Source organism: Streptomyces phaeoluteigriseus (genome assembly GCF_001896135.2).
In the GTDB taxonomy this organism is placed as follows: Bacteria; Actinomycetota; Actinomycetes; order Streptomycetales; family Streptomycetaceae; genus Streptomyces; species Streptomyces phaeoluteigriseus.
The window spans coordinates 29,815-49,830 of sequence record NZ_MPOH02000006.1; the positions used below are offsets into that span (position 1 = coordinate 29,815).

The window sequence follows — 20,016 nt, forward strand, 5'->3', positions numbered from 1 at the left end:
GCGATCAACCGGTGGCCAGGACCCCACGCTCCCCCCGTCGGACTCATCCGACCACCGCGGCCCGCACGCAGAGCACGTCCGGCAGGTGCGAGGCCAACTGCCGCCAGCTGTCGCCGTCGTCGGCCGAGGCGAACACCTCGCCGTTGCGGTTGCCGAAGTACACGCCCGCCGGGTCCGCGTCGTCCGTACAGAGCGCGTCGCGCAGCACGGTGCCGTAGTGGTCCTCCTGCGGCAGACCGACCGTGAGGGGTTCCCAGCTCTCGCCCGCGTCGGACGTGCGGTAGATCCGGCAGCGGTGGTCGGCGGGCACACGGTCCGCGTCGGCGTTGATCGGGAAGACGTACGCCGTGTCCCCGCGATGGGGGTGCGCGGCGACGGCGAAGCCGAAGGTGGAGGGCAGGCCGGCGCCGATGTCCGTCCACTGCGCGCCCGCGTCGTCGCTGCGGTACACCCCCCAGTGGTTCTGCAGGTAGAGCCGGTCCGGGTTCGCCGCGTCCCGCGCGACCTTGTGCACGCACTGGCCGAACTCCGGGTTCGGATCCGGCAGGAACACCGCGGAGACACCGGAGTTGGAGGGCGCCCAGTTCGCGCCGCCGTCGGCGGTTCGGAACACACCGGCCGTCGACACGGCCACCGTCACCGCTTGCGGGTCCCGCTCGTCGGTCAGCACCGTGTGCAGGCCCTCGCCGCCTCCGCCCGGCACCCACTGGGAGCGCGTCGGGTGTTCCCACAGCGGGCGGACCAGCTCGAAGCTCTCCCCGCGGTCCTCGGAGCGGTACAGCGCGGCCGGTTCCGTGCCCGCGTACACCACGTCCGGCTCGCCGGCCGCCGGGTGCAGTTGCCACACCCGCTCCAGCGAAGCCTGCGTGTCCTGCGGGAACCTGACGGCCGGCTTCGCCGGTTCGGTCCAGGTGCGGCCCAGGTCGTCGGAGTGGAACACCGACGGACCCCAGTGGGCGCTGTCACCGCCCGCGAGGAGCCGGGTGCGGTCGCCACGTGTGTCGATCGCGACCGAATAGATCGCCTGTGCGTTGAAGTAGGGGGATTCGTCGAACTCCCAGGTGCCCCCGCGCCTGCGCCCGATGAAAAGGCCTTTGCGCGTGCCCACGGCGAGCAGTACCTCGGTCATGCCGGTCACCTCCGCTGTGCTGTGACGTCCTTGTCGCAACCACCGGCCAGTCTGCACCCAGCCACTGACAGTCACCCCTGGAACAGGCGTCGCCGCAGGTCACGGCGGCGATGACGAGCCGGGACCGTACGGAGTCGGCCACCTTCCGCGCAAGGCCCGCACGGCGGCCCGGCCCGTGGGACCGTCGGGACGGAGGACTCGTCCTGAGCATCGGGACCGCCGGCCCCGTATGGGAGGGCGGTCGGGATGTTCACGCGCTCATGAGGAGGAAGCCTTCGATGGCGTTCCGTGGTCCGAGGGTGTGGCTGTGGCGTTGGCGGCGCAACCCGCTCAAGCGGCGCTCCGACACCGTGGAGGCATGGGTCGTGCTGGGCGCCTGGACGCTCACCGTCCTGTGCGGGGTACTGGCCGGCTGGGCCGCCGCCCGATCCGTCGAGCAGAGTCTGGCCAGGGAGCGCGTCGAGTGGCGGCCGGTCGCCGGACGCCTGACCGAGCGGGCGCCGGGAAAGGCCACCGCGCACTCCAGCGAGCGGGTCTGGGCCGAGGTCGGCTGGATCGGGCCCGACGGTTCCGCCCACGCCGGTCAGGCCAGGGTCGTCCCGGGCAGCGCCGCCGGCACCACGGTGACGGTGTGGACGGACCGCCGGGGCCGCATGGTCACGGAACCGGCCACCGCCGCCCAGGCCCGGGTACGGGCCTCGCTCGTCGGTGGGCTGGCGGGCGTCACCGTGGCGGTCCTGCCGCTGGCCGGCGGCCGGTACCTGCGCGGTCGGCTGGAGCGCCGGCGGATGGACCGGTGGGGTGTGGAGTGGGCCCTGTTCGACGCGGTGCGGGGGCGGTCGACGGGCTGAGCGGGGCGAGAGTCGTGGGCGCTGTCGCCGGGGACGTCAGGGGTGGGCCTCGGCCGCGGCCCCGAGGTCGCTCGGCCACGTCTCCAGACCCCGCCCGAGAGCGGCGGTGGCCGTGGGCATGTCCGCCTCGACCTGGGCGCCGGTCCAGGTCTCCTCGGTGTGCACGTGGACACCGCCGCCCTTCGCCTTCGTGAAGGTCCACAGGTGCACCCCCTCGTCGATGCGCAGCCCGTCCCCGGCCGCCGGCCCGCGCCACAGGACGCAGTGCCCGCGCTGGAGCTGCTGGACCGTGGACGTGATGGCGAGGGTGGTGGCCGGGGTGGTCGGCGTGGCGGGCGCGGGTGTCGTCGTCCAGTGGAAGCGCGAACCCCTGCGCAGCGGGCCGCTGTCGAGGCGCTCGGCACCGGTGACGGCGGCCTGCCAGGTGGGCCAGTGCTCCACGTCGGTCTGGAGCTGACACACGGTGCTCAGCGGTGCGTCGATCACGATGTCGGACTCGTAGCGGATCAGGGCGGAGCCGTCGACGCCCTGCCCGCGGCACGCGTCCCGCTGTGCGGTCCGGGCGGGGCGGACTCGGCGGCCGGGGCGGTCGTCGTGCCGAGGACTGCGGCCACGGCGAGCGGGACGGCGACCGCGGTGGCCCTGACCACGTTCCGTTGCGATCGCGTGGTTCGCCGACGTGTGGTCCCGGGCTTCGTCCGAAGCGGCGGGACGCGTGCCGACCATGAGGATTCCTTCGTCGAGAGGCTCGGGAGAGGGTCGGGCTCACGGCGGCGCGCTACGGATTGAGCACGACCTTCCCGGCGACGGTCCCGGACTCGGCGAGCCGCAGGGCGTCGGCGACGCGCGCGAGCGGAAGCTGGGCGGCGATCTGGGCGGTGACCTCCCCGCGCTGGAGGGCGGCGAACACCTGAGTGAGGTCGGCGCGCAGCCGGTTCCGGAAGCGGTCGCGCGACAGGGCGCGCCCGGCCCACACGTTGAAGAAGCAGGCGCGGCGCCGGTTGGGCAGGGCGTTCCACAGCCACACGCGGCCGAGCAGCTTGAGCACGGGCACCTGACGGGACCCCTCGTGGTCCCGGGTGGAGGCGCTGCCGTAGGAGACGAGCGTGCCGCCCGGTGCGAGGAGGCGCCAGGAGTCGACGATGCCGCGGCCGCCGACGTGGTCGAAGACGGCGTCCACCCCGCCGGGGGCGAGGGCGCGCACGCGCGCGGGGATGTCGTCGGTGCGGTGGTCGACGGGTTCCACGCCCTTCTCCCGCAGGGCGTCGTGGTGGCGGGCGGAGGCCGTGCCGATGACCCTGGCGCCCGCCGCCCGGGCGAGCTGGACCAGCACCGAGCCGACGCCGCCGTTGGCCCCGTGCACCAGAACGGTCTGGCCCGCGCGGACCCGTGCCTTGCGGTGCAGCATCTGCCAGGCGGTGATGCCGTTGACCACCAGGGTCTCCGCCTCGGCCGCGCCGACCCCGGCGGGCACCGGTACCAGGTCGGCCGCGTCGACGAGGACGTGGCTGGCCCAGGCGCCCACCTTGACCAGCGCCGCCACCCGTACACCGGTGAGGCCGGGCTCGACGCCCGGACCGGCCGCGAGGACGGTGCCGACGAGGTCGTAGCCGGGCACGAAGGGGAACGGCGGTTGGTCGTAGTACCGGCCGCGGCGCATCTGCTGCTCGGCGAAGGAGACCCCGGTCGCCTCCATCCGGACGACGACCTGTCCCGGGCCCGGGGCGGGCACGGCGCCGTGCCGGAGCTGGAGCCCCTCGGGCTCGACCTTGCCCGGCAGGACGACCTCGACGAGTTCTTCGGCGTTCATGACGACCTCCATGGCCCTACTGAGTTACTTGCCCTCGTGTTCGTTATAAGTTGTAACCCGACGCCGAGCGGAGTGTCAATAGCTTTCGTGACACCCTCTAACTAGCTTGATCCCGGCTCGCGTGAGGAGTGGGGAGCTGTCACCCGTCGGCGGGCGACAGCGCCCGCCCGAGGATCCCGTCGAGGTCGGCGCCGTCGGGCAAGGTGCCGAACGAGTGTCCCCAGTCGCCGTCGAGCCGGGTCGCGCAGAAGGCGTCGGCGACCGCGGGCGGGGCGTGCCGGACCAGCAGGGACGCCTGGAGGGTCAGCGCCATCCGCTCCACGAGCCGGCGGGCCCCGGCCTGCGTGACCTCGCCCAGCCCGGACCCCAGCCGGGCCACTGCCGCGTCCAGGCGGGCGTCCGCCCCGTGCGCCAGGGCGAGTTCGGCGAAGAAGGCGTCCGCGGTGGCGGGCTCGCGGGTCAGCGCCCGCAGCACGTCCAGGGCGTTGACGTTGCCCGAGCCCTCCCAGATCGACAGCAGGGGAGCCTCGCGGTAGTGCCGGGGCATGCCCGACTCCTCCACATAGCCGTTGCCGCCGAGGCATTCCAGCGCCTCCGCCGTGAAGGCCGGACCTCGCTTGGTCACCCAGTACTTGCCGACGGCCGTCGCGATCCGCCGGAAGGCCCGCTCGTCGCCCCGGTCGTCGTCTCCGCGCACCGCCCGGTCGGCCGCCCCGGCCAGCCGCAGGGTGAGCGTCGTCGCGGCCTCGGACTCCAGCGCCAGGTCCGCCAGGACGTTGCGCATCAGCGGCTGGTCGAGCAGCCGCGCGCCGAACGCGCCGCGGTGGCGCGCGTGATGGCCGGCCTCGACGAGCGTCCTGCGCATCAGCGCAGCCGACATCATCACGCAGTCCAGGCGCGTGCAGTTGACCATCTCGATGATGGTCTTCACGCCCTGCCCCTCGGGCCCGACCAGCCAGGCCACCGTCCCGTCGAACTCGGGCTCACAGGAGGCGTTGGAGCGGTTGCCGAGCTTGTCCTTGAGCCGCTGGATGTGGAAGGTGTTACGGCTGCCGTCGGGCAGCACCCGCGGAAGCAGGAAGCACGACAGGCCGTGCGGGGCCTGGGCGAGGACCAGGAACACGTCGCACATCGGCGCCGACGTGAACCACTTGTGGCCGCGCAGGGTGTACACCCCGGGCTCGGCGGTGGGCGTGGCCGTCGTGGTGTTCGTCCGGACGTCCGAGCCGCCCTGCTTCTCGGTCATCCCCATGCCGGCGAGCAGCCCGCGCTTCCGGGTCGGCACCCGCAGCCCCGGGTCGTACGCACGACCGGTCAGCAGCGGCTCGTACACCTTCGCCAGCTCGGGCTGACGGGGGCGGGGACGGCGGCGTACGTCATCGATGTGGGGCAGCCGTGGCCGGCCTCCGTGTGCCCCCACACCAGCCCGCCGGCCGTACGGGCCACATGGGCGCCCCGCCGGCCGTCCGCCCAGGGCGCCCCGGCCAGGCCCTCGGCGACGGCGACCCGCATCAGCTGGTGCCAGGAGGGGTGGAAGTCGACCTCGTCGACGCGGTGGCCGTACCGGTCGTGGGTGCGCAGCACCGGCTCGTGCCGGTTGGCCAGTTCGCCCCACTCCTGCGCTTCGGGGCCGCCCGCCCGCAGCCCGAGCCGGCGGAGGTCGGACTCCGCCCAGCCGGCACCCTCGCGCCGCAGCCCCTCCAGCAGGGCCACGTCGTCGGAGGCGTCGTACGGGTCAGGGGCGGGGGCTGGTTGGTGACGTCGTGCGTGGCGGGGGACGGGGTGCGGGGCTCTGCGTCCATGAAGGTCATGACCCTCATGTTGCATCTCTCGTACAGCCGCAGCAATAGTGCAACATCGGGGGCGGACGTACAGTACGTCCTCATGCGCAGGAACGTGACGTCCGGGCCCGGAGAGGTGGAGCTGCCGCCGCTGTCGGCCCGGTCGGTGGTGCTGAGTCTGCTGCTCGGCAGCCATCCGCCCGAACTGCCGGTGAAGGACCTCGTCCGGCTGGTGGAACCCTTCGGCGTGGGCGGCTCCGCCCTGCGGGCCGCGCTCAGCCGGATGGTGGCGGCGGGCGACCTGCGGCGCACCGGTTCCGTGTACGGCCTCAGCGACCGCCTGCTGGAACGTCAGCGCAGGCAGGACGACGCCGTTCACCCGGCGACGCGGCCCTGGGACGGCGCCTGGGAGATGGCGGTGGTCACGGCGACCGGCCGTGGTCCCGCCGAACGCGCCGAACTGCGGACCGGGCTGACCCGTCTGCGCCTCGCCGAGCTGCGCGAGGGCGTCTGGCTGCGCCCCGCGACCCTGAGCCGCCCCTGGCCGGCCGAACTGGACGGCGTGACGCGGTACTTCACCGCCCGCCCGGACACCCCCGCGCGGGAACTGGCCGCCGTGCTCTGGCCGTTGGAGGAGTGGGCCGCCCAGGGCCGGGCCCTGCTCGCGCACCTCGCGCGGGCCGACCGCCCCGGCGACCGCTTCACCACGTTCGCGGCCGTCGTCCGCCATCTCCTCGCCGACCCGGTCCTGCCCCCCGAACTGCTGCCGGCGGACTGGCCCGGCGCCGCACTGCGCGCCGCCTACGCCGACTTCCAGCGGGAGGTGGCGGCTCACGCGCGCGCACACGCGTGACGCCGGAGGGAGCGCGTGCGGTCGCTTCCTCCGGCCGTGCGTGGGGGATTCCCGCCGGCGGGTGCTCGGCCTACTTGTAGGTGATGTCCGAGCCGGCGTACTTGCAGTACGTGCCGTCGGGGCCCGAGCCGTTCGTCGTCGGCTCGTCACCGTCGTCGTTGCCGATGTACTTCTGGCAGGGGACGATCTTCCTGCTGGTGTCCCCGACGATCGTGATGCCCCGCAGGGTCGCGCTGTCACCGTAGTTGGTGTTGATGCCGACGAGCCTGCTGCCCTTGTAGGTCACCTCGACGGTGTTGAGGTTGATCGTCCGCTTGTACTGCGTGGAGCAGTTGCCGCACGAGCGGATGAAGGTGCCGAAGTTCTGCACGGCGAAGTTCGAGACGTTCAGCGTCCCGGCGCCGTTGAACTGGAACACCTTGTCGCTGGCTTCCTTCGCTCCGCCGCCGACGACGTTGTAGACGTTGGACGACGAGGAGCCGCGGAAGGTCGCCGCGTCCTCGCCGACGTCCTCCCACCAGACGTTCTGGAGCGTGCAGCTGCCCTTGCAGTGGATGCCGTCGGCGGCGGGCGCGCCGATGATGACGTTCTTCAGGACGGCACCGGCGGCCAGTTCGAGGATCGGTCCCTGGTCCTCGTCCTGGCTGCCGCTGCCCAGGTCGCCCGTGCCGTACAGGCGCTTCATCCCGTAGTCCTTGGTGCCGGAGACCGGGATGGTGGCGGAGACGCCCTGGCTGCCGTTCGCGGTGGGCCAGGTGGCCGCGCTCGCCGGGGTGAGCGCCCCGCTGGTCATGATCATGCCAACCGCGAGGCCGAGAGCGGCCAGTGAGCCGGTCAGCGCGCGCCCGTGGGTGCGCAGGGGTGCTGGGGAAGTCATGTCCCGATGCCTTCTTCCAGGTGGGGATGGTCGAAGCTTTCCGGTGGTCGCGGCGGACGGGCCGACGCAACTAGATCTCATACGTGAACGTTTTATGCGTTCGTGAACCACTTGCGTGAGGAGTCCGGACCTGGATGGGTCACGGTGAGCGGCTCGTCCACACTCCTGAACGGAAGGTAGACGGCAAGCGCTTTCTAGTCAACGTTTCCCGCAGAACGCATCCGGCCGCGATGGCCGCCGGCAGGGGCTTGCGGAGCATGGCCGTGGGAGCGCTTCCATGGCAGACATGTGCATGCCATTATGCGGTTCGGACGCTTCCCATTCGTTGCGGAGGAGAGGGGCGAGTCGATGCCGACTCCGCGCACGCGTACGTTCTCGGGCGCCCCCGTCCTGCTCCTGACCGCCCTCGCCGCCCGTTCCCGGCGCCGACGCCGCGACCGCGGTCCCGGCGACCGAGGGCGGGGCCACCGAGGGCCGGGCGTCGCCGGTGAGCAGACCAACGCCTTCCTCCACGCGACCAACGCCACCTCGCCGGCCAGGCCGCCAGGACCACGGACTCCGGCCGCGCCCGGCTGATCCGCGACGGAGTCGACCGGGCCCTCACCGTCGACCCCTGCCGACCGCGCTTCCCCTACCGGGGCACGGACCCCGCGGTGAGCGCGACCACGCCCGACTGCCTTGGCGGCTCGCCCTGGTGGCCCGGAGGGACGCCGCCTGCTGAACCCTCCTTCCGCGCACGACGAGCCGCCAACAGAAGGGACCGGTGTGATCACCTCCGACTTCCCCAGGAGAGCGCTGCGTTCGGTACTCGCGGTGCTGGTGCTCCTCCTCGCCGGCGCTCTCCTCGCCGCCCCCACCGTCTCCGCCCGCCCGCAGTCCGCGCCGACGGCGGCGATCCCGCCCGCCACCCTCACCGAGGTCACCGGTTTCGGTGCCAACCCCAGCAACCTCCAGATGTACGTGTACGCGCCGGCCGGCGTCACCGCCCACCCGGCCGTCCTCGTCGCCGTGCACTGGTGCGGCGGCTCGGGACCGGCCATGCACTCCGGCACCGAGTACGCCCGACTCGCCGACCGGTACGGCTTCCTGATCGTCTATCCGTCCGTGACCCGCAGCAGCAAGTGCTTCGACGTCTCCTCGCCGCAGGCACTCCGGCGCGACGGCGGCAGCGACCCCGTCGGCATCAAGTCGATGATCGACTGGGTGAGTGCCGCCTACTCCGCCGACCGCACGCGCGTGTTCGCCACCGGCATCTCCTCCGGGGCGATGATGACCAACGTCCTGCTCGGTGACTATCCCGACGTGTTCGCGGCGGGCGCCGCGTTCTCCGGGGTCCCGTTCGGCTGCTTCGCCACCACGGACGGCTCCGGGTGGAACAGCGCCTGTTCCGGCGGCACGGTGATCCGTACCCCGCAGCAGTGGGGCGACCTCGTGCGAGGCGCGTACCCCGGCTACACCGGACCCCGGCCGCGCATGCAGCTGTGGCACGGCACCGAGGACGACGTGCTGCGCCACCCCAACTTCGGCGAGGAGATCAAACAGTGGACCGAGGTGCGGGGGATCGGCCAGACCCCGGCCGCGACCGACGAGCCGCAGGCCGGCTGGATCCGCACCCGCTACGGCGCCACCGGTGACCAGGCCCCCGTGGAGGCCATCAGTCTCCAGGGCGTCGGACACAACCTCTACGCGTGGGGCATGGCCGACAAGGTGCTCACGTTCTTCGGCCTGGACGCCGGCGGTGACCCGGGACCGGGGCCCCAGCCGGCCGGCGCCTGCAGGGTGACCGTGTCCACCAGCGCGTGGAGCACCGGCCTGACCGCCTCCGTGACGCTCACCAACACCGGCACCGCCGCGGTGAACGGCTGGCGGCTGGGCTTCTCCCTGCCCACCGGGCAGACCGTCACCAATGGCTGGGGCGCCACGTACACCCCCGCCGCGGGGACGGTGACGGCCACGAACGCGTCGTACAACGGCACGATCGCGCCGAACGCGAGCGTCACCCTCGGCTACCAGGCGAGCCATACGGGCGACAGCCGGGCGCCCTCCTCCTTCACGCTCAACGGGACCCAGTACGCGGTGAGTTGACGTCGCCGCCGTGATGCGGCGCGGAAATTCGCGGGCGGGGGAGCGGGCGGGCGAAGTAGCGTCGCCGCGACCGGGGCCCCCGCCCCGGAGTGACGGAGAAACAGGTATGACGGCCGACGACGTGGTGAGGCTGTTCGCCGACGAGAGGCGGGTCCGTGTCTTCGCCGCCGTGGCGCTGGGCGCCACGAGCGCCGCGGAGGTCGCCGAGCGGACAGGTCTGGCGGCGAGGGAGGCGGCCGGCGCGCTGCGTCGGCTGGAGGACCGCGAGATCGTCGTCTCGGACGCCGGCGGGCTCGCCGTGTCCTACGGCCGCTTCCGCGACCTGGCCCGCGCGGCGGCCGGGTCCGGGCCGCCCGAGGATCACGGCACCGGGGACGAACGGGCCGAGACCGTGCTGCGGACGTTCGTCCGCGAGGGCCGGCTGGTGCGGCTGCCCGCCCAGTGGGAACGCAGGAAGCTCGTCCTGCGCCACCTCGCGCAGCGCACCTTCGAGGCCGGCCGTGAGTACTCCGAACGGGAGGTCGACGACCGGCTGCGCACCTGGTGCGAGGGAGGCGCGGCCGACCATGTCACGCTGCGCCGCTGTCTGGTCGACCTGCACCACCTGGACCGGCAGGACGGTGTCTACCGCCGTTCGCCCGAGGACACCGCACTGATCGGCTGACCGTGCCGGTGGCTCACACGGACCGGTGGTACTGGTCCGGCACCCGGACCTCGGCCCCGGCCTCGCGTGCCGCCTGCCGCGCCCAGGACGGGTTGCGCAGCAGCTCACGGCCGAGCAGCACCGCGTCGGCCTCGCCGTTGGCGAGGATCTTCTCGGCCTGCTCGGCGTCCGTGATCAGGCCCACCGCGGCGACCGGCATCGGCGTCTCGGCCTTCACCCGGGCGGCGAACGGAACCTGGTAGCCGGGGCCGACCGGGATGCGCACGCCCGAGGCGTTGCCGCCGGTGGACACGTCCAGCAGGTCCACACCGTGCGCGTGCAGATCACGGGCGAGGCGAACGGTCTCGTCGGGTGTCCAGCCGTCCTCCTCGAGCCAGTCGGTGGCGGAGATGCGGAAGAACAGCGGCTTGTCGTCGGGCCACACCGCGCGTACGGCGTCGACGACCTCCAGGGCGAAACGGGTGCGGTTCTCGTAGGAGCCGCCGTACTCGTCGGTGCGGTGGTTGGAGTGCGGCGAGAGGAAGTTGCCGATGAGGTAGCCGTGGGCGCCGTGGATCTCGGCGATCTCGAAGCCGGCGGCGAGGGCGCGCCGGGCCGCGTCCGCGAACTCGCCGACCACCTCGGCGATCCGGGTCGTCGTCAGTTCGGTCGGCACCGGGTGGTCCTCGGCGAAGGGGACCGCGCTCGGGCCCACCGGCTGCACCCGTGCGCCTGCGGACCCACGGGCGCCCCACCCTTCCAGGGCCGGTCCGTCGATGCCTTGCGCCCGGCATGCGCGAGCTGGACGGCAGGGACGGTGCCCTGCTCGACGAGGAAGCGGGTGATCCGGCGGAACGCCTCGACCTGGGTGTCGTTCCAGATGCCGAGGTCGTACGGCGAGATCCGGCCCTCCGGGGACACGGCGGTGGCCTCGACGATGATCAGGCCGGTGCCGCCCGTCGCGCGGGCCGCGTAGTGCGCGAAGTGCCAGTCGGTGGGGGCGCCGGTCAGCGGTCCCTCGGGTGCGGCCGAGTACTGGCACATGGGCGGCATCCACACCCGGTTGGGGATGGTCACGTCGCGCAGGGAGTAGGGCTGGAAGAGCGCGCTCACGGCGGACTCCATTCGTCACGGGGCCGGTGGTCGACTCATACGATAGGCATCGTAGTACGTCAGGTGTCAAACTACGATAGTTCTCGTACAATGGAGTTCCCCGACGGAGTGGAGCCGCCGTGACCGCCCCCGCAGTCAGCAGTCGTGACCTCCCGCATCCGCGGCGCGAGGAGATCCGGCTGGAGGCCGTCCTGCACGCGCTCTCCGATCGGATGCGGCTGCGGATCGTGCGAGAGCTCGCCGCCGACGGCGACGAGCTGTCCTGTTCGCACTTCGACCTGCCGGTCACCAAGTCGACCACCACGCACCACTTCCGGGTGCTGCGCGAGGCCGGTGTCGTCCGGCAGGTCTACCGCGGCACGGCCAAGATGAACGGCCTGCGCAAGGACGACCTAGACGACCTCTTCCCGGGGCTTCTCGACGCCGTCCTCGACGCCGCCGCCCATGAGTCCCGTCGGCTCCGCGACAGGTGAACCGGCCTTCCCCGGAAGGTGGTTGAACAGCAGGTTCAGCACGATCGCGGTCACACAGCCCGCGCTGATGCCGCTGTTCATCACCGTCTGGAACCAGTGGGGGAACTGCTCGTAGACCGTGGGCACACCCACCGGCAGCACGCCCACCGCCACCGACACCGCGACCACGGTCAGATTGTGGTTGTCCTTGAAGTCGACCTCGGCCAGCGTCCGCAGGCCGCTCGCCGCGACCGTCCCGAACATCACCAGGCCCGCGCCGCCGAGAACGGGCGCCGGAACGGCCGCCACCACCGCACCCAGCTTGGGCAGCAGGCCGAGCAGGACCAGGATGCCGCCGGCCGCCGCGACGACCCAGCGGCTGCGCACCCGGGTCATGCCCACCAGTCCCACGTTCTGCGCGTACGCCGTGTACGGGAAGGTGTTGAAGACGCCGCCCAGAACGGTCGACAGTCCGTCGGCGCGCAGTCCGTCGGACAGGGCGCGCCGTCGACCCCGCGGCCGGTCATCTCGCCGACCGCGATGAAGTCGCCCGTGGTCTCCGTCATGCACACCAGCGCCACGACCAGCATCGATATGATCGCCGACGCCTCGAAGGTCGGCGCCCCGAAGTGGAACGGCGTGCTGATCCCGACCCAGTCCGCGTCGCCGATCCCGCCGAAGTCCGTGAAGCCGAAGGGCACCGCGACCGCGAGACCCACCACGATGCCGATCAGCACCGCGATCCGGCTCAGGAAGACCGGCGCGAACCGCTGCACCCCCAGTACCACCGCCAGCACGAACGCGGCGAGCGCGAGGTTCCTCGGCTCCCCGAAGTCCGCGGAACCGGCCCCGCCCGCGGCCCAGTTGCCCGCCACCGGCAGCAGTGAGATGCCGATGACCAGGATCACGGTGCCGGTGACGAGCGGCGGGAAGAACCTCAGCAGCCGGCCGAACACGGGTGCCAGCAGCACGATCGCCAGCCCGGCCACGATCACCGAGCCGTAGATCGCCGGCAGTCCGCCACCCGTCGTCCCGATCAGCACCATCGGCGCCACGGCCGCGAACGTACAGCCCTGCATGATCGGCAGCCGCACGCCGAAGCGCCAGAAGCCCACGCACTGGACGAGCGTGGCGATGCCGCACACGAGCAGGTCCGCGGTGATCAGATACGCCAGATCGGCGGGCGACAGCTTCATCGCGCCGCCCACGATCAGCGGCACGGCCACCGCGCCCGCGTACATCGCGAGCACGTGCTGGAGGCCGAAGACGGCCAACTGCCGTGCGGGTGGCACCTCGTCGACGGGATGAACGGACGCGGTCGTGGTCATCGGCACTCCAGAGCGGCGGGAGACGGGAGGGGGAGGGCGGCTGGGGGCTGCGGGATCCGGACAGCACGAGACCGTACGAGGCTTGAACAGTTTGTTGATTTCACGGACGTTGCGGCTGTGTGTCTCGTACAACGATCCGGTCGTACCGCCCGGGCGGGACGCTCAGGCCCGCAACGCTCAGGCCCGCAACGCTCAGGCCCGCTCCGCCGCGGACCGCAGCGCAGCCCAGTCCGGCAGCTTCACCAGGCCCCGCCCCAGGGAGGCGCCCAGTGCCGCCTCGGCCCGCTCGATCGCAAGCCACCCCGCCCATCCGACCGGCTCGGCCCCGGCCTCCCGAAGCGGCGTGAGCGGGTCACCGGGCACTTCCCGCCGGGCGAGCGCGGGAGAGTCGGCCAGCAGGGACTCCACCGTCTCCTTCGCGCACGGCCGGTTGGTGCCGATGACACCGGTCGGGCCGCGCTTGATCCAGCCAGCCACGTACTCGCCCGGCGAGGCACTGCCCTCGCGCAGCACCCGCCCGGCGAGCTGCGGCACCGTGCCCCGCTCCGCGTCGAACGGCAGCCCCTCCAGCGGCACTCCGCGGTAGCCCACCGACCGCAGCACCAACTCGGCCCCGATGTCCTGGAAGCGGCCGGTGCCCGTCACCCCGCCGTGTCCGTCGGGCGCGGTCCGCTCGAAGCGCACGGCGCCCACCCGGCCTTCCTCGCCGGCGAGCAGTTCGCCGGGCCGCAGGAAGAAGCGCAGGTGGATGCGGCGCCGCAGACCCCGTGACGGCGAGGCCGCCCAGCCCCGCAGCACCTCGACGTTGCGGCGCTGGGCCGCGGGCAGTGCCGACGGGTCGGCGTACGCCGGGTCCAGCGCCAGTTCCGCCTCGTCGACGAGAACGTCCGTGTCCGGCAGGGTGCCCAGTTCCCGCAGCTCCTTGGTGGTGAAGCGGGCCTGTGCGGGGCCGCGCCGGCCCACCATGTGGATGTCGGTCACCTCGCTCGCGGCCAGCGCGGTGAGGGCCGCCTGCGGTATGTCGGTCGGGCTCAGCTCCGCCGCGCCGCGCGCCAGGATGCGGGTGACGTCCACGGCGACATTGCCCATCCCGACGACGACGGCGGATCGGGCGCCGGCCACGAAGCCGTCGGCCGCGGCGTCCGGATGGGCGCTGTACCAGGCCACGAACTCCGTCGCCGAGAAGCTGCCGGGCAGGTCCTCGCCGGGGACCCCCAGCCGTCGGTCCGCCGCCGCGCCCACGCAGTACACCACCGCGTGGTACAGCTCGCGCAGCCTGGCCACGGGCACCCCGTCCGCCCCGATCCGCACCCCGCCGAGGAACCGCACCCGCTCGTGCTCCAGCACGGTGCGCAGGTTCTGCTGGAGCGACTTGATCTTCTCGTGGTCGGGGGCGACGCCGTACCGCACGAGCCCGTACGGACACGGCAGCCGGTCGAGGACGTCGACGAGCACCTCGGGGTCCTGCTGGACGAGACTCTGGGCGGTGTAGACCCCACTCGGCCCGGAGCCGACGACGGCGACACGCAGCACGGCCGAACTCCTTACCCCGGAGGGACGCAGGAGAGCACTGGTGCTCCCAGCATGGCACCGCACGGGCTCCGCTGTCAGGGGGCCGCACGTCCACCGGGCGTGCGTGTCCCTTCGCAGCCGAAGTGATCATGCGGTTACTTTGCGTGTGTGATGGAAACATCGTTTCTCAATCTCTCCGGCCGCCGCGCCGAGGACGGCACGGTGTCCGTGTGGCCCGCGTGGGAAGTGCGGGAGGACGGGGAGCCGACGTCCTGGTACACCGTGCGGCTGGCGTTCCCCGACGAGGCGTGCGTCGAGGTGCTGGCGGTCGTCAGCGCGCGGAGCGTCTCGGTCGAGGACGTCAGGGCCCGGCCGGCGCTCTCCCTGGACGACCTGACCGCGCTCGCGGAGTGGATCGAGGAGCCGCTCTTCGAGCGGTGCGGCAGCGGCCGGGAGCCACCGTCGCCGGATGGGCTGGATGGGCCGGATGGGCGGCCTATCGCGGCCGGGGCGTCCGGCGCACGGCGGGCCCGGCCCGTCTGGCCGCGCGGGACCGAGGGCCGCCGACTGGTCGCGCAGGAGTACCGCGCGGCGCAGGACCACGGTGTCGACCCGGTGCTCGCCGTCATGTGGGCGACCGGGCACAGCCGGCGCAGATCCCTGAGAATGATCGCGCAAGCACGGGACGCCGGTTTCCTGACGCCCCGTCACGCGCGCCGCTGAGCAGGGCGGCGCGGCCGGTCAGAGCATCGCGCGCATCCGCGTGATCTCCGTCGTCTGCTCCGCGACGACGTCGTCCGCCATCTCCTCGATCCGTACGTTGTTGCCCTGCGCCTTGACGTCCGCGGCCATGGTGATGGCGCCCTCGTGGTGAGTGATCATCAAGGTCAGGAACAGCTGGTCGAAAGCCTTGCCGCGCGCCGCCCGCAGCTTCTTCAGCTGTGCCTCGGTCGCCATCCCGGGCATCCCGGTCGCCGCATGCTCGTGCCCGCCGCCCGTACCGCCGCCGGCGTCGCCGTCCTTGCCGGAGTAGGTCGCGAGCCAGCTCTCCATGGCCTGGATCTCCGGGCCCTGCGCGGCGGTGATCCGGGAGGCGAGGGCCTTGAGCTTCGCCGACTCCGCCTGCTTCGGGGCGAGTCCGGTCATCTCCAGGGCCTGCCGGTGGTGCTCGATCATCATCCGGGCGAAATCGATGTCCGCGGAGTTGGGGGTGTCGTCGTCGACGCGCTGTTCGGCCGCGTCCTGGGCGGAGAGTGTGCGGTTCGCCTCGCCGGGCTTCCCCGGGGCGATCACCGAGGGCCCGGCGGCCGCGCCCGATCCGGTGTCCGACCCGGAGTCGCAGCCCGTCAGGACCAGGGCGGACAGGGCGACGGCGACAAGGGGCGCACGGCGGACGGGCACAACGACCTCCAGGTGCTGGCGGCTTGGGAAGCGGCCAAGGGTGAGCGGACGGTCCCGGACCGTCCTGGTACGAGTCTGCGTCCTACTGATCGAAAACATTCATGACGAATGCGTTGCCGACTGTTGATCTGTGCATGATGAAGACGATACTGCGGGGGACCGTGCACCGTTCCCCGTGTACGGCTACGAGGGAGGACGCAGTGATCCTGTTGAACGAATCCCGAACACGACGCAGACGGCTGGGAGTTGTCGCGGCCTGTGCCGGACTCCTGGCCACGCTGCTGTCGGCGGTACCGGCCGCCGCGACCCCCGACCCGGGGGACGGCCCGGCCGTGGAGCGTGAAGTGTCCCGGAGCGCGCAGGCCGAGGTGGCCGAGGCGATAGCCGACGGCGAGATACCCGGCCAGGACGAGATCGTCCACTCCGCCAACATCCAGCACATCGCCAACGTCCCCAAGGACGTGCTGCCCGGCACCAATACGGACCTGGCCTTCCAGGGCAGGTACGCCTTCTCCGGCAACTACGACGGCTTCCGCATCTTCGACATCAGCAACCCGAAGGCCCCGAAGACCGTCTCCCAGGTGCTCTGCCCCGGCTCGCAGAACGACATCTCCGTCTCCGGGGACCTGCTGTTCCTGTCCACCGACTCCTCGCGCAGCGACAGCAGTTGCAACAGCACCACGCAGCCGGCGACCGAGAAGTCCTCCTGGGAGGGCATGAAGGTCTTCGACATCAGCGACAAGGCGAACCCCAAGTACGTCGCCGCCGTCGAGACCGCCTGCGGTTCGCACACCCACACGCTGGTGCCCGAGCGCAAGAACGTCTACGTCTACGTCTCCTCGTACTCGCCCAACGCGGCCTACCCCGACTGCCAGCCCCCGCACGACGGCATCTCGGTCATCAAGGTGCCGCGCAAGGCGCCGGAGAAGGCCGCGATCGTGAACTTCCCGGTGCTGTTCCCGGGTGAGGGAGCGGACGGCGGCGGCAACCCGGGCGGGCCCACCAACCCCGGTGTCTCCAAGACGACCGGCTGCCACGACATCACCGTGCTGCCGGACAAGGACCTGGCGGCCGGAGCCTGCATGGGCGACGGCATCCTGTTCTCGATCGAGGACCCGGAGAACCCGAAGATCATCGACCAGGTCCAGGACAACGTGAACTTCGCGTTCTGGCACTCGGCGACCTTCAACCAGAAGGCGAACAAGGTCGTCTTCACCGACGAGCTGGGCGGCGGCGGCGCGGCCACCTGCACCGCGGAGATAGGCCCGAACAAGGGTGCCGACGGCATCTACGACATCGTCGGCAAGGGCGACAAGCGCAAGCTCGTCTTCCGCAGCTACTTCAAGATCGACCGCCCGCAGGCGCCGACCGAGGTCTGTGTCGCGCACAACGGCTCGCTGATCCCGGTCAAGGGCAAGGACATCATGGTCCAGGCCTGGTACCAGGGCGGCGTCTCCGTCTGGGACTTCACCGACTCGGCCCACCCGACGGAGATCGCCTACTTCGAGCGCGGCCCGGTCAACACCGAGCGGCTGACGACCGCCGGCCCCTGGTCGGCGTACTACTACAACGGTTACATCTACTCGAACGACATCGCCAAGGGCTTCGACGTGCTGAAGATCAACGACCGGCGCACGGACCCGGCGAAGTACGTGCGACTGCCTGAGCTGAACGTCCAGACGCAACCGGACTACTTCGACTGATCGACGGCCTGCGGCTCGTCCGCGGGCTCGGGCGGCTGGTCGCAGGGCCTCCGCCTCGTCGCGGGCCTCGGCTCGTCCGCGGTGCGCGGTTGGTCCGGAGCGGGCCGTCCGGTCGCGAAGAAGCGCGAGAAATCGGTGTCACGCGTCCCGCCGGGCGCCTCGGTGTCCGGCGGGAGGCCCTGGCCCCAGTCCAGCCGGTAGCGCGCGAACAGCTCGGCCCGCAGGGGGGCGAGGGGCATCCCCACGTTCGGCAGGACCATCGCGTAGACGGCGCCCATGAGCAGGGAGCGCAGCATCGGATAGTCGGTGTCGACGTCCCGTGAGCCGTGCCGGGCCACGGTGTCCCGCAGCAGTTCGGCCAGCCGCCGCTGCTCGGGGCACTGCACGAAACCCTCCGCTTGGAGCAGCCCCGCCATGTGCTGGCGCATCAGCACCGTCCGGTCCCGGGCCAGCCCGAGGATGGCGTCGACGGCCCGCGCCATCCGCTCCCGGCCGTCCCCGGTGCGCGGCTCGCGCTCCAGCGCCTCCTCCAGCGTGCGGTGCATGAGCCGGTGCACGGCCGACTGCACCAGCTGGCGCTTGCCGGGGAAGTAGTACGACACCAGACCGCGGGCCGAGCCCGCCCGGTCCGCGATGTCGCCGAGCGTCGTCGCCTCGTACCCGCGCTCGCTCACCAGCTCGACGGCCGCCTGGAGAAACCGTTCCCGGGAACGCCGACGCAATTCTTCATTGACCGAGGCGCTGCGCGGGGACATGCTGTAACTCCTGCGTTGACTGGCTCCGAGCCAACTATACTCAGCGCAGCCCGGTCGGTTCCGTTTCGGAGGCGTACCGGGGCCGCCCGCTCTGGGCGACGCGGGGGATCGTCCAGAGTGGGCGTGCTTTCTCCCCGATGGTGGCCTGAGGCTCCTTTTCGAAGGGTTCCCTTCCGGTTCTGGTCCGTGAGTGCACCGCACCGCCCCATCGGTCGCCGCCCGAGCGGGCCGTCCCTACAGTGGGCAGGAGTGCCGAGCCGAGGAGGGCGTACCGCCATGGCAGCCGACAGCGGACACGACCGGGAGATCTTCACCCGGATCACGACGATGGTCGAGGATGAGCGCAGGCTGCGCGAGGACCTGGCGGCCGGCCGGATCGACGACGCCGCCGGACACCAGCGGCTCGGTGAACTGGAGAGCGCCCTCGACCAGTGCTGGGACCTGCTGCGCCAGCGGCGCGCCAAGTCCGAGTTCGGGGAGAACCCGGACGACGCGCGGGTGCGGTCCTCGTCGCAGGTCGAGGGCTACCAGAGCTGACCTGACCCGGCAGGACGGGCTCAGCCCGGCAGGGCTCAGCCCGGCAGGACGGAATCGGCCCACCAGGGCTCAGCCCGGCAGGACCGGATCGGCCCACAAGGGCTCAGCCCGGCAGGACCGGACGGCCCACCAGCGGATCGCACCGGGGCTCAGCCCCTCACGGACTCCACCCGGGCTCAGCCCCTCACGGGCTCCACCGGGGCTCAGCCCCTCACGGGCCTACCCCACCAGGTCCAGCACCGGACGCAGGCCGTCCGGCCGTTCGGCCGCCGGAAGGTGGTCCACGAAGTACACCGAGCAGCCGAGGGCCGCCGCCCCGCCGTCGGCCGGCCGGCTGTCACCGACCATCAGCGTGGAGCGCGGATCGGCGCCGAGCGCCTCGCACGCCGTCGCGAACAGCCGCGGGTCGGGCTTCTGCACCCCGTGCTCGTACGACAGCACGTAGGTGTCGACGTACGTGTCGAGGCCGTGCGCGCGGAACACCGGCCGCAGGTCCCAGCCGATGTTGCTCACCACACCCACCCGGACCCCGCGCTCGCGCAGGGTGCTCAGCACCTGCGGGGCGTCCGGGTACGGCGCCCAGGCGGCCGGCTCCATGTGCCGGTCGTACAACGCGTCGTGCAGGGCCGGGTCGGGCAGCGGCACCCGACGGGACAGCCCGGTGTAGGCGGCCCGGTGCAGCTCCGCGCTCTCGTCCCGCACCTGCCACAGTCCGGCCAACTCCTCGGGGACCCGCACCGGAAACGCCGCGCCGGGCAGCGCCCCGGCCGCCTCCAGCGCCCGCGCCGTCTCCGCCACCTCGCCCTCGGTCAGCACGACACCGGCCGCGTCGAGTCCGGCCCGCAGCCACGACTCGGCGGACTCGACACGGAAGAGGGTGCCGGAGAAGTCGAACAGCACAGTGGAAGTCATGGAGTTGATCCTAGGAAGGCGGCGAGCCCGGGTTCCAGACCGCCGGAGGACCGGCATCGCGGAACACGCGGACGAACACGCCCTCGCGTACCACGCTGGTCTCCCGGAAGCGCTCGCGGCGGCGGAGGACCAGCGCGGGGGGAAACCGTCGGGGCGCTCGAGGCCGACGCGGTCCAGCGCGGCGGCGGTGGCCGGACAGGAGACGGGGTCGGGGGCACCGGCCGCTGGGGGACTGGCTTCTCACCTTGCGCGCCCCCAACCGCCGCCCGACCGG

Annotated in this window: 16 protein-coding genes and 4 pseudogenes; 9 read left to right on the forward strand and 11 right to left on the reverse strand. The window is 72.2% G+C overall.

What is annotated here, in order from left to right; translation table 11 throughout:
- Positions 1–43 precede the first annotated feature (43 nt).
- Positions 44–1,129: a WD40/YVTN/BNR-like repeat-containing protein gene (locus tag BM536_RS05670; protein WP_073491324.1), complete on the reverse strand. Its 1,086-nt coding sequence runs from the start codon at positions 1,127–1,129 to the stop codon at positions 44–46.
- Between the two features lie 278 nt (positions 1,130–1,407).
- Between BM536_RS05670 and BM536_RS05675 the strand changes: the two genes are divergently transcribed.
- On the forward strand, positions 1,408–1,980 hold the full coding sequence (locus tag BM536_RS05675; protein WP_073491313.1) for an Rv1733c family protein: 573 nt from the start codon (positions 1,408–1,410) through the stop codon (positions 1,978–1,980).
- 36 nt (positions 1,981–2,016) lie between these two features.
- On the opposite strand, the pseudogene BM536_RS05680 reads toward BM536_RS05675, so the two are convergent.
- The 3 genes and pseudogenes from BM536_RS05680 to BM536_RS05690 form a co-directional block, all read right to left on the reverse strand.
- A pseudogene (locus tag BM536_RS05680) lies at positions 2,017–2,630 on the reverse strand (SRPBCC family protein).
- A 128-nt stretch (positions 2,631–2,758) separates the two neighbouring features.
- The gene (locus BM536_RS05685) at positions 2,759–3,790 is read right to left on the reverse strand and encodes a medium chain dehydrogenase/reductase family protein (protein WP_073491323.1); all 1,032 of its coding nucleotides are present in this window, start codon (positions 3,788–3,790) and stop codon (positions 2,759–2,761) included.
- Positions 3,791–3,929: 139 nt separating this feature from the next.
- Positions 3,930–5,592 (reverse strand): annotated as a pseudogene (locus BM536_RS05690) (acyl-CoA dehydrogenase family protein).
- 82 nt (positions 5,593–5,674) lie between these two features.
- Between BM536_RS05690 and BM536_RS05695 the strand changes: the two are divergent.
- A complete protein-coding gene (locus BM536_RS05695; protein WP_094102619.1) occupies positions 5,675–6,424 on the forward strand; it encodes a PaaX family transcriptional regulator C-terminal domain-containing protein in 750 nt (249 codons plus the stop codon).
- Between the two features lie 70 nt (positions 6,425–6,494).
- Here BM536_RS05695 and BM536_RS05700 read toward each other — a convergent pair whose 3' ends face one another.
- A complete protein-coding gene (locus BM536_RS05700; RefSeq protein WP_073491311.1) occupies positions 6,495–7,301 on the reverse strand; it encodes a pectate lyase in 807 nt (268 codons plus the stop codon).
- 348 nt (positions 7,302–7,649) lie between these two features.
- Between BM536_RS05700 and BM536_RS40220 the strand changes: the two genes are divergently transcribed.
- The 3 genes from BM536_RS40220 (at position 7,650) to BM536_RS05710 (ending at position 10,050) form a co-directional block, all read left to right on the forward strand.
- Positions 7,650–7,877 (forward strand): hypothetical protein, encoded by a 228-nt coding sequence (locus tag BM536_RS40220; protein ID WP_073491310.1) that lies wholly within the window; start codon positions 7,650–7,652, stop codon positions 7,875–7,877.
- A gap of 189 nt (positions 7,878–8,066) precedes the next feature.
- Entirely contained in the window at positions 8,067–9,386 is a 1,320-nt protein-coding gene (locus tag BM536_RS05705) for an extracellular catalytic domain type 1 short-chain-length polyhydroxyalkanoate depolymerase (protein WP_094102620.1), read from the forward strand.
- Positions 9,387–9,492: 106 nt separating this feature from the next.
- Positions 9,493–10,050 (forward strand): DUF2087 domain-containing protein, encoded by a 558-nt coding sequence (locus BM536_RS05710; RefSeq protein WP_094102621.1) that lies wholly within the window; start codon positions 9,493–9,495, stop codon positions 10,048–10,050.
- 13 nt (positions 10,051–10,063) lie between these two features.
- On the opposite strand, the pseudogene BM536_RS05715 reads toward BM536_RS05710, so the two are convergent.
- Positions 10,064–11,142 (reverse strand): annotated as a pseudogene (locus BM536_RS05715) (NADH:flavin oxidoreductase/NADH oxidase).
- A 119-nt stretch (positions 11,143–11,261) separates the two neighbouring features.
- Here BM536_RS05715 and BM536_RS05720 point away from each other — a divergent pair.
- Positions 11,262–11,615: an ArsR/SmtB family transcription factor gene (locus BM536_RS05720; RefSeq protein ID WP_073491309.1), complete on the forward strand. Its 354-nt coding sequence runs from the start codon at positions 11,262–11,264 to the stop codon at positions 11,613–11,615.
- Here the strand turns inward: BM536_RS05720 and BM536_RS05725 are convergent.
- Positions 11,535–12,922: pseudogene (locus tag BM536_RS05725) on the reverse strand (nucleobase:cation symporter-2 family protein). The gene BM536_RS05720 and the pseudogene BM536_RS05725 overlap by 81 nt on opposite strands.
- Positions 12,923–13,114: 192 nt before the next feature.
- Positions 13,115–14,455, reverse strand: a complete 1,341-nt coding sequence (locus BM536_RS05730; protein WP_073491308.1) for an FAD-dependent oxidoreductase — start codon at positions 14,453–14,455, stop codon at positions 13,115–13,117.
- 201 nt (positions 14,456–14,656) lie between these two features.
- Between BM536_RS05730 and BM536_RS05735 the strand changes: the two genes are divergently transcribed.
- Positions 14,657–15,157, forward strand: a complete 501-nt coding sequence (locus BM536_RS05735; protein ID WP_079274875.1) for a DUF6214 family protein — start codon at positions 14,657–14,659, stop codon at positions 15,155–15,157.
- An 18-nt stretch (positions 15,158–15,175) separates the two neighbouring features.
- On the opposite strand, the gene BM536_RS05740 is transcribed toward BM536_RS05735, so the two are convergent.
- A complete protein-coding gene (locus BM536_RS05740) occupies positions 15,176–15,835 on the reverse strand; it encodes a DUF305 domain-containing protein (RefSeq protein ID WP_245873283.1) in 660 nt (219 codons plus the stop codon).
- 200 nt (positions 15,836–16,035) lie between these two features.
- On the opposite strand from BM536_RS05740, the gene BM536_RS05745 reads away from it, so the two are divergent.
- Complete coding sequence (locus BM536_RS05745; protein WP_073491307.1) at positions 16,036–17,538, forward strand: LVIVD repeat-containing protein; 1,503 nt, start codon at positions 16,036–16,038, stop codon at positions 17,536–17,538.
- On the opposite strand, the gene BM536_RS05750 is transcribed toward BM536_RS05745, so the two are convergent.
- Positions 17,526–18,293 (reverse strand): TetR/AcrR family transcriptional regulator, encoded by a 768-nt coding sequence (locus tag BM536_RS05750; protein ID WP_245873284.1) that lies wholly within the window; start codon positions 18,291–18,293, stop codon positions 17,526–17,528. The two genes, BM536_RS05745 and BM536_RS05750, sit on opposite strands and share 13 nt — an antisense overlap.
- Before the next feature lie 276 nt (positions 18,294–18,569).
- On the opposite strand from BM536_RS05750, the gene BM536_RS05755 reads away from it, so the two are divergent.
- Positions 18,570–18,830: a DUF2630 family protein gene (locus BM536_RS05755; RefSeq protein WP_073491306.1), complete on the forward strand. Its 261-nt coding sequence runs from the start codon at positions 18,570–18,572 to the stop codon at positions 18,828–18,830.
- 219 nt (positions 18,831–19,049) lie between these two features.
- Here BM536_RS05755 and BM536_RS05760 read toward each other — a convergent pair whose 3' ends face one another.
- Positions 19,050–19,742 carry an HAD family hydrolase gene (locus BM536_RS05760; RefSeq protein ID WP_073491305.1) on the reverse strand — a complete coding sequence of 231 codons (693 nt, stop codon included), beginning with the start codon at positions 19,740–19,742 and terminating at the stop codon, positions 19,050–19,052.
- Between the last annotated feature and the right edge of the window lie 274 nt (positions 19,743–20,016).

Excerpts from the sequence above, each read along its gene's own strand:
- BM536_RS05670 (WP_073491324.1), bottom strand. The coding sequence starts at position 1,129 with ATGACCGAGGTACTGCTCGCCGTGGGCACGCGCAAAGGCCTTTTCATC.
- BM536_RS05675 (WP_073491313.1), top strand. The coding sequence starts at position 1,408 with ATGGCGTTCCGTGGTCCGAGGGTGTGGCTGTGGCGTTGGCGGCGCAAC.
- BM536_RS05685 (WP_073491323.1), bottom strand. The coding sequence starts at position 3,790 with ATGAACGCCGAAGAACTCGTCGAGGTCGTCCTGCCGGGCAAGGTCGAG.
- BM536_RS05695 (WP_094102619.1), top strand. The coding sequence starts at position 5,675 with ATGCGCAGGAACGTGACGTCCGGGCCCGGAGAGGTGGAGCTGCCGCCG.
- BM536_RS05700 (WP_073491311.1), bottom strand. The coding sequence starts at position 7,301 with ATGACTTCCCCAGCACCCCTGCGCACCCACGGGCGCGCGCTGACCGGC.
- BM536_RS40220 (WP_073491310.1), top strand. The coding sequence starts at position 7,650 with ATGCCGACTCCGCGCACGCGTACGTTCTCGGGCGCCCCCGTCCTGCTC.
- BM536_RS05710 (WP_094102621.1), top strand. The coding sequence starts at position 9,493 with ATGACGGCCGACGACGTGGTGAGGCTGTTCGCCGACGAGAGGCGGGTC.
- BM536_RS05750 (WP_245873284.1), bottom strand. The coding sequence starts at position 18,293 with ATGTCCCCGCGCAGCGCCTCGGTCAATGAAGAATTGCGTCGGCGTTCC.
- BM536_RS05755 (WP_073491306.1), top strand. The coding sequence starts at position 18,570 with ATGGCAGCCGACAGCGGACACGACCGGGAGATCTTCACCCGGATCACG.
- BM536_RS05760 (WP_073491305.1), bottom strand. The coding sequence starts at position 19,742 with ATGACTTCCACTGTGCTGTTCGACTTCTCCGGCACCCTCTTCCGTGTC.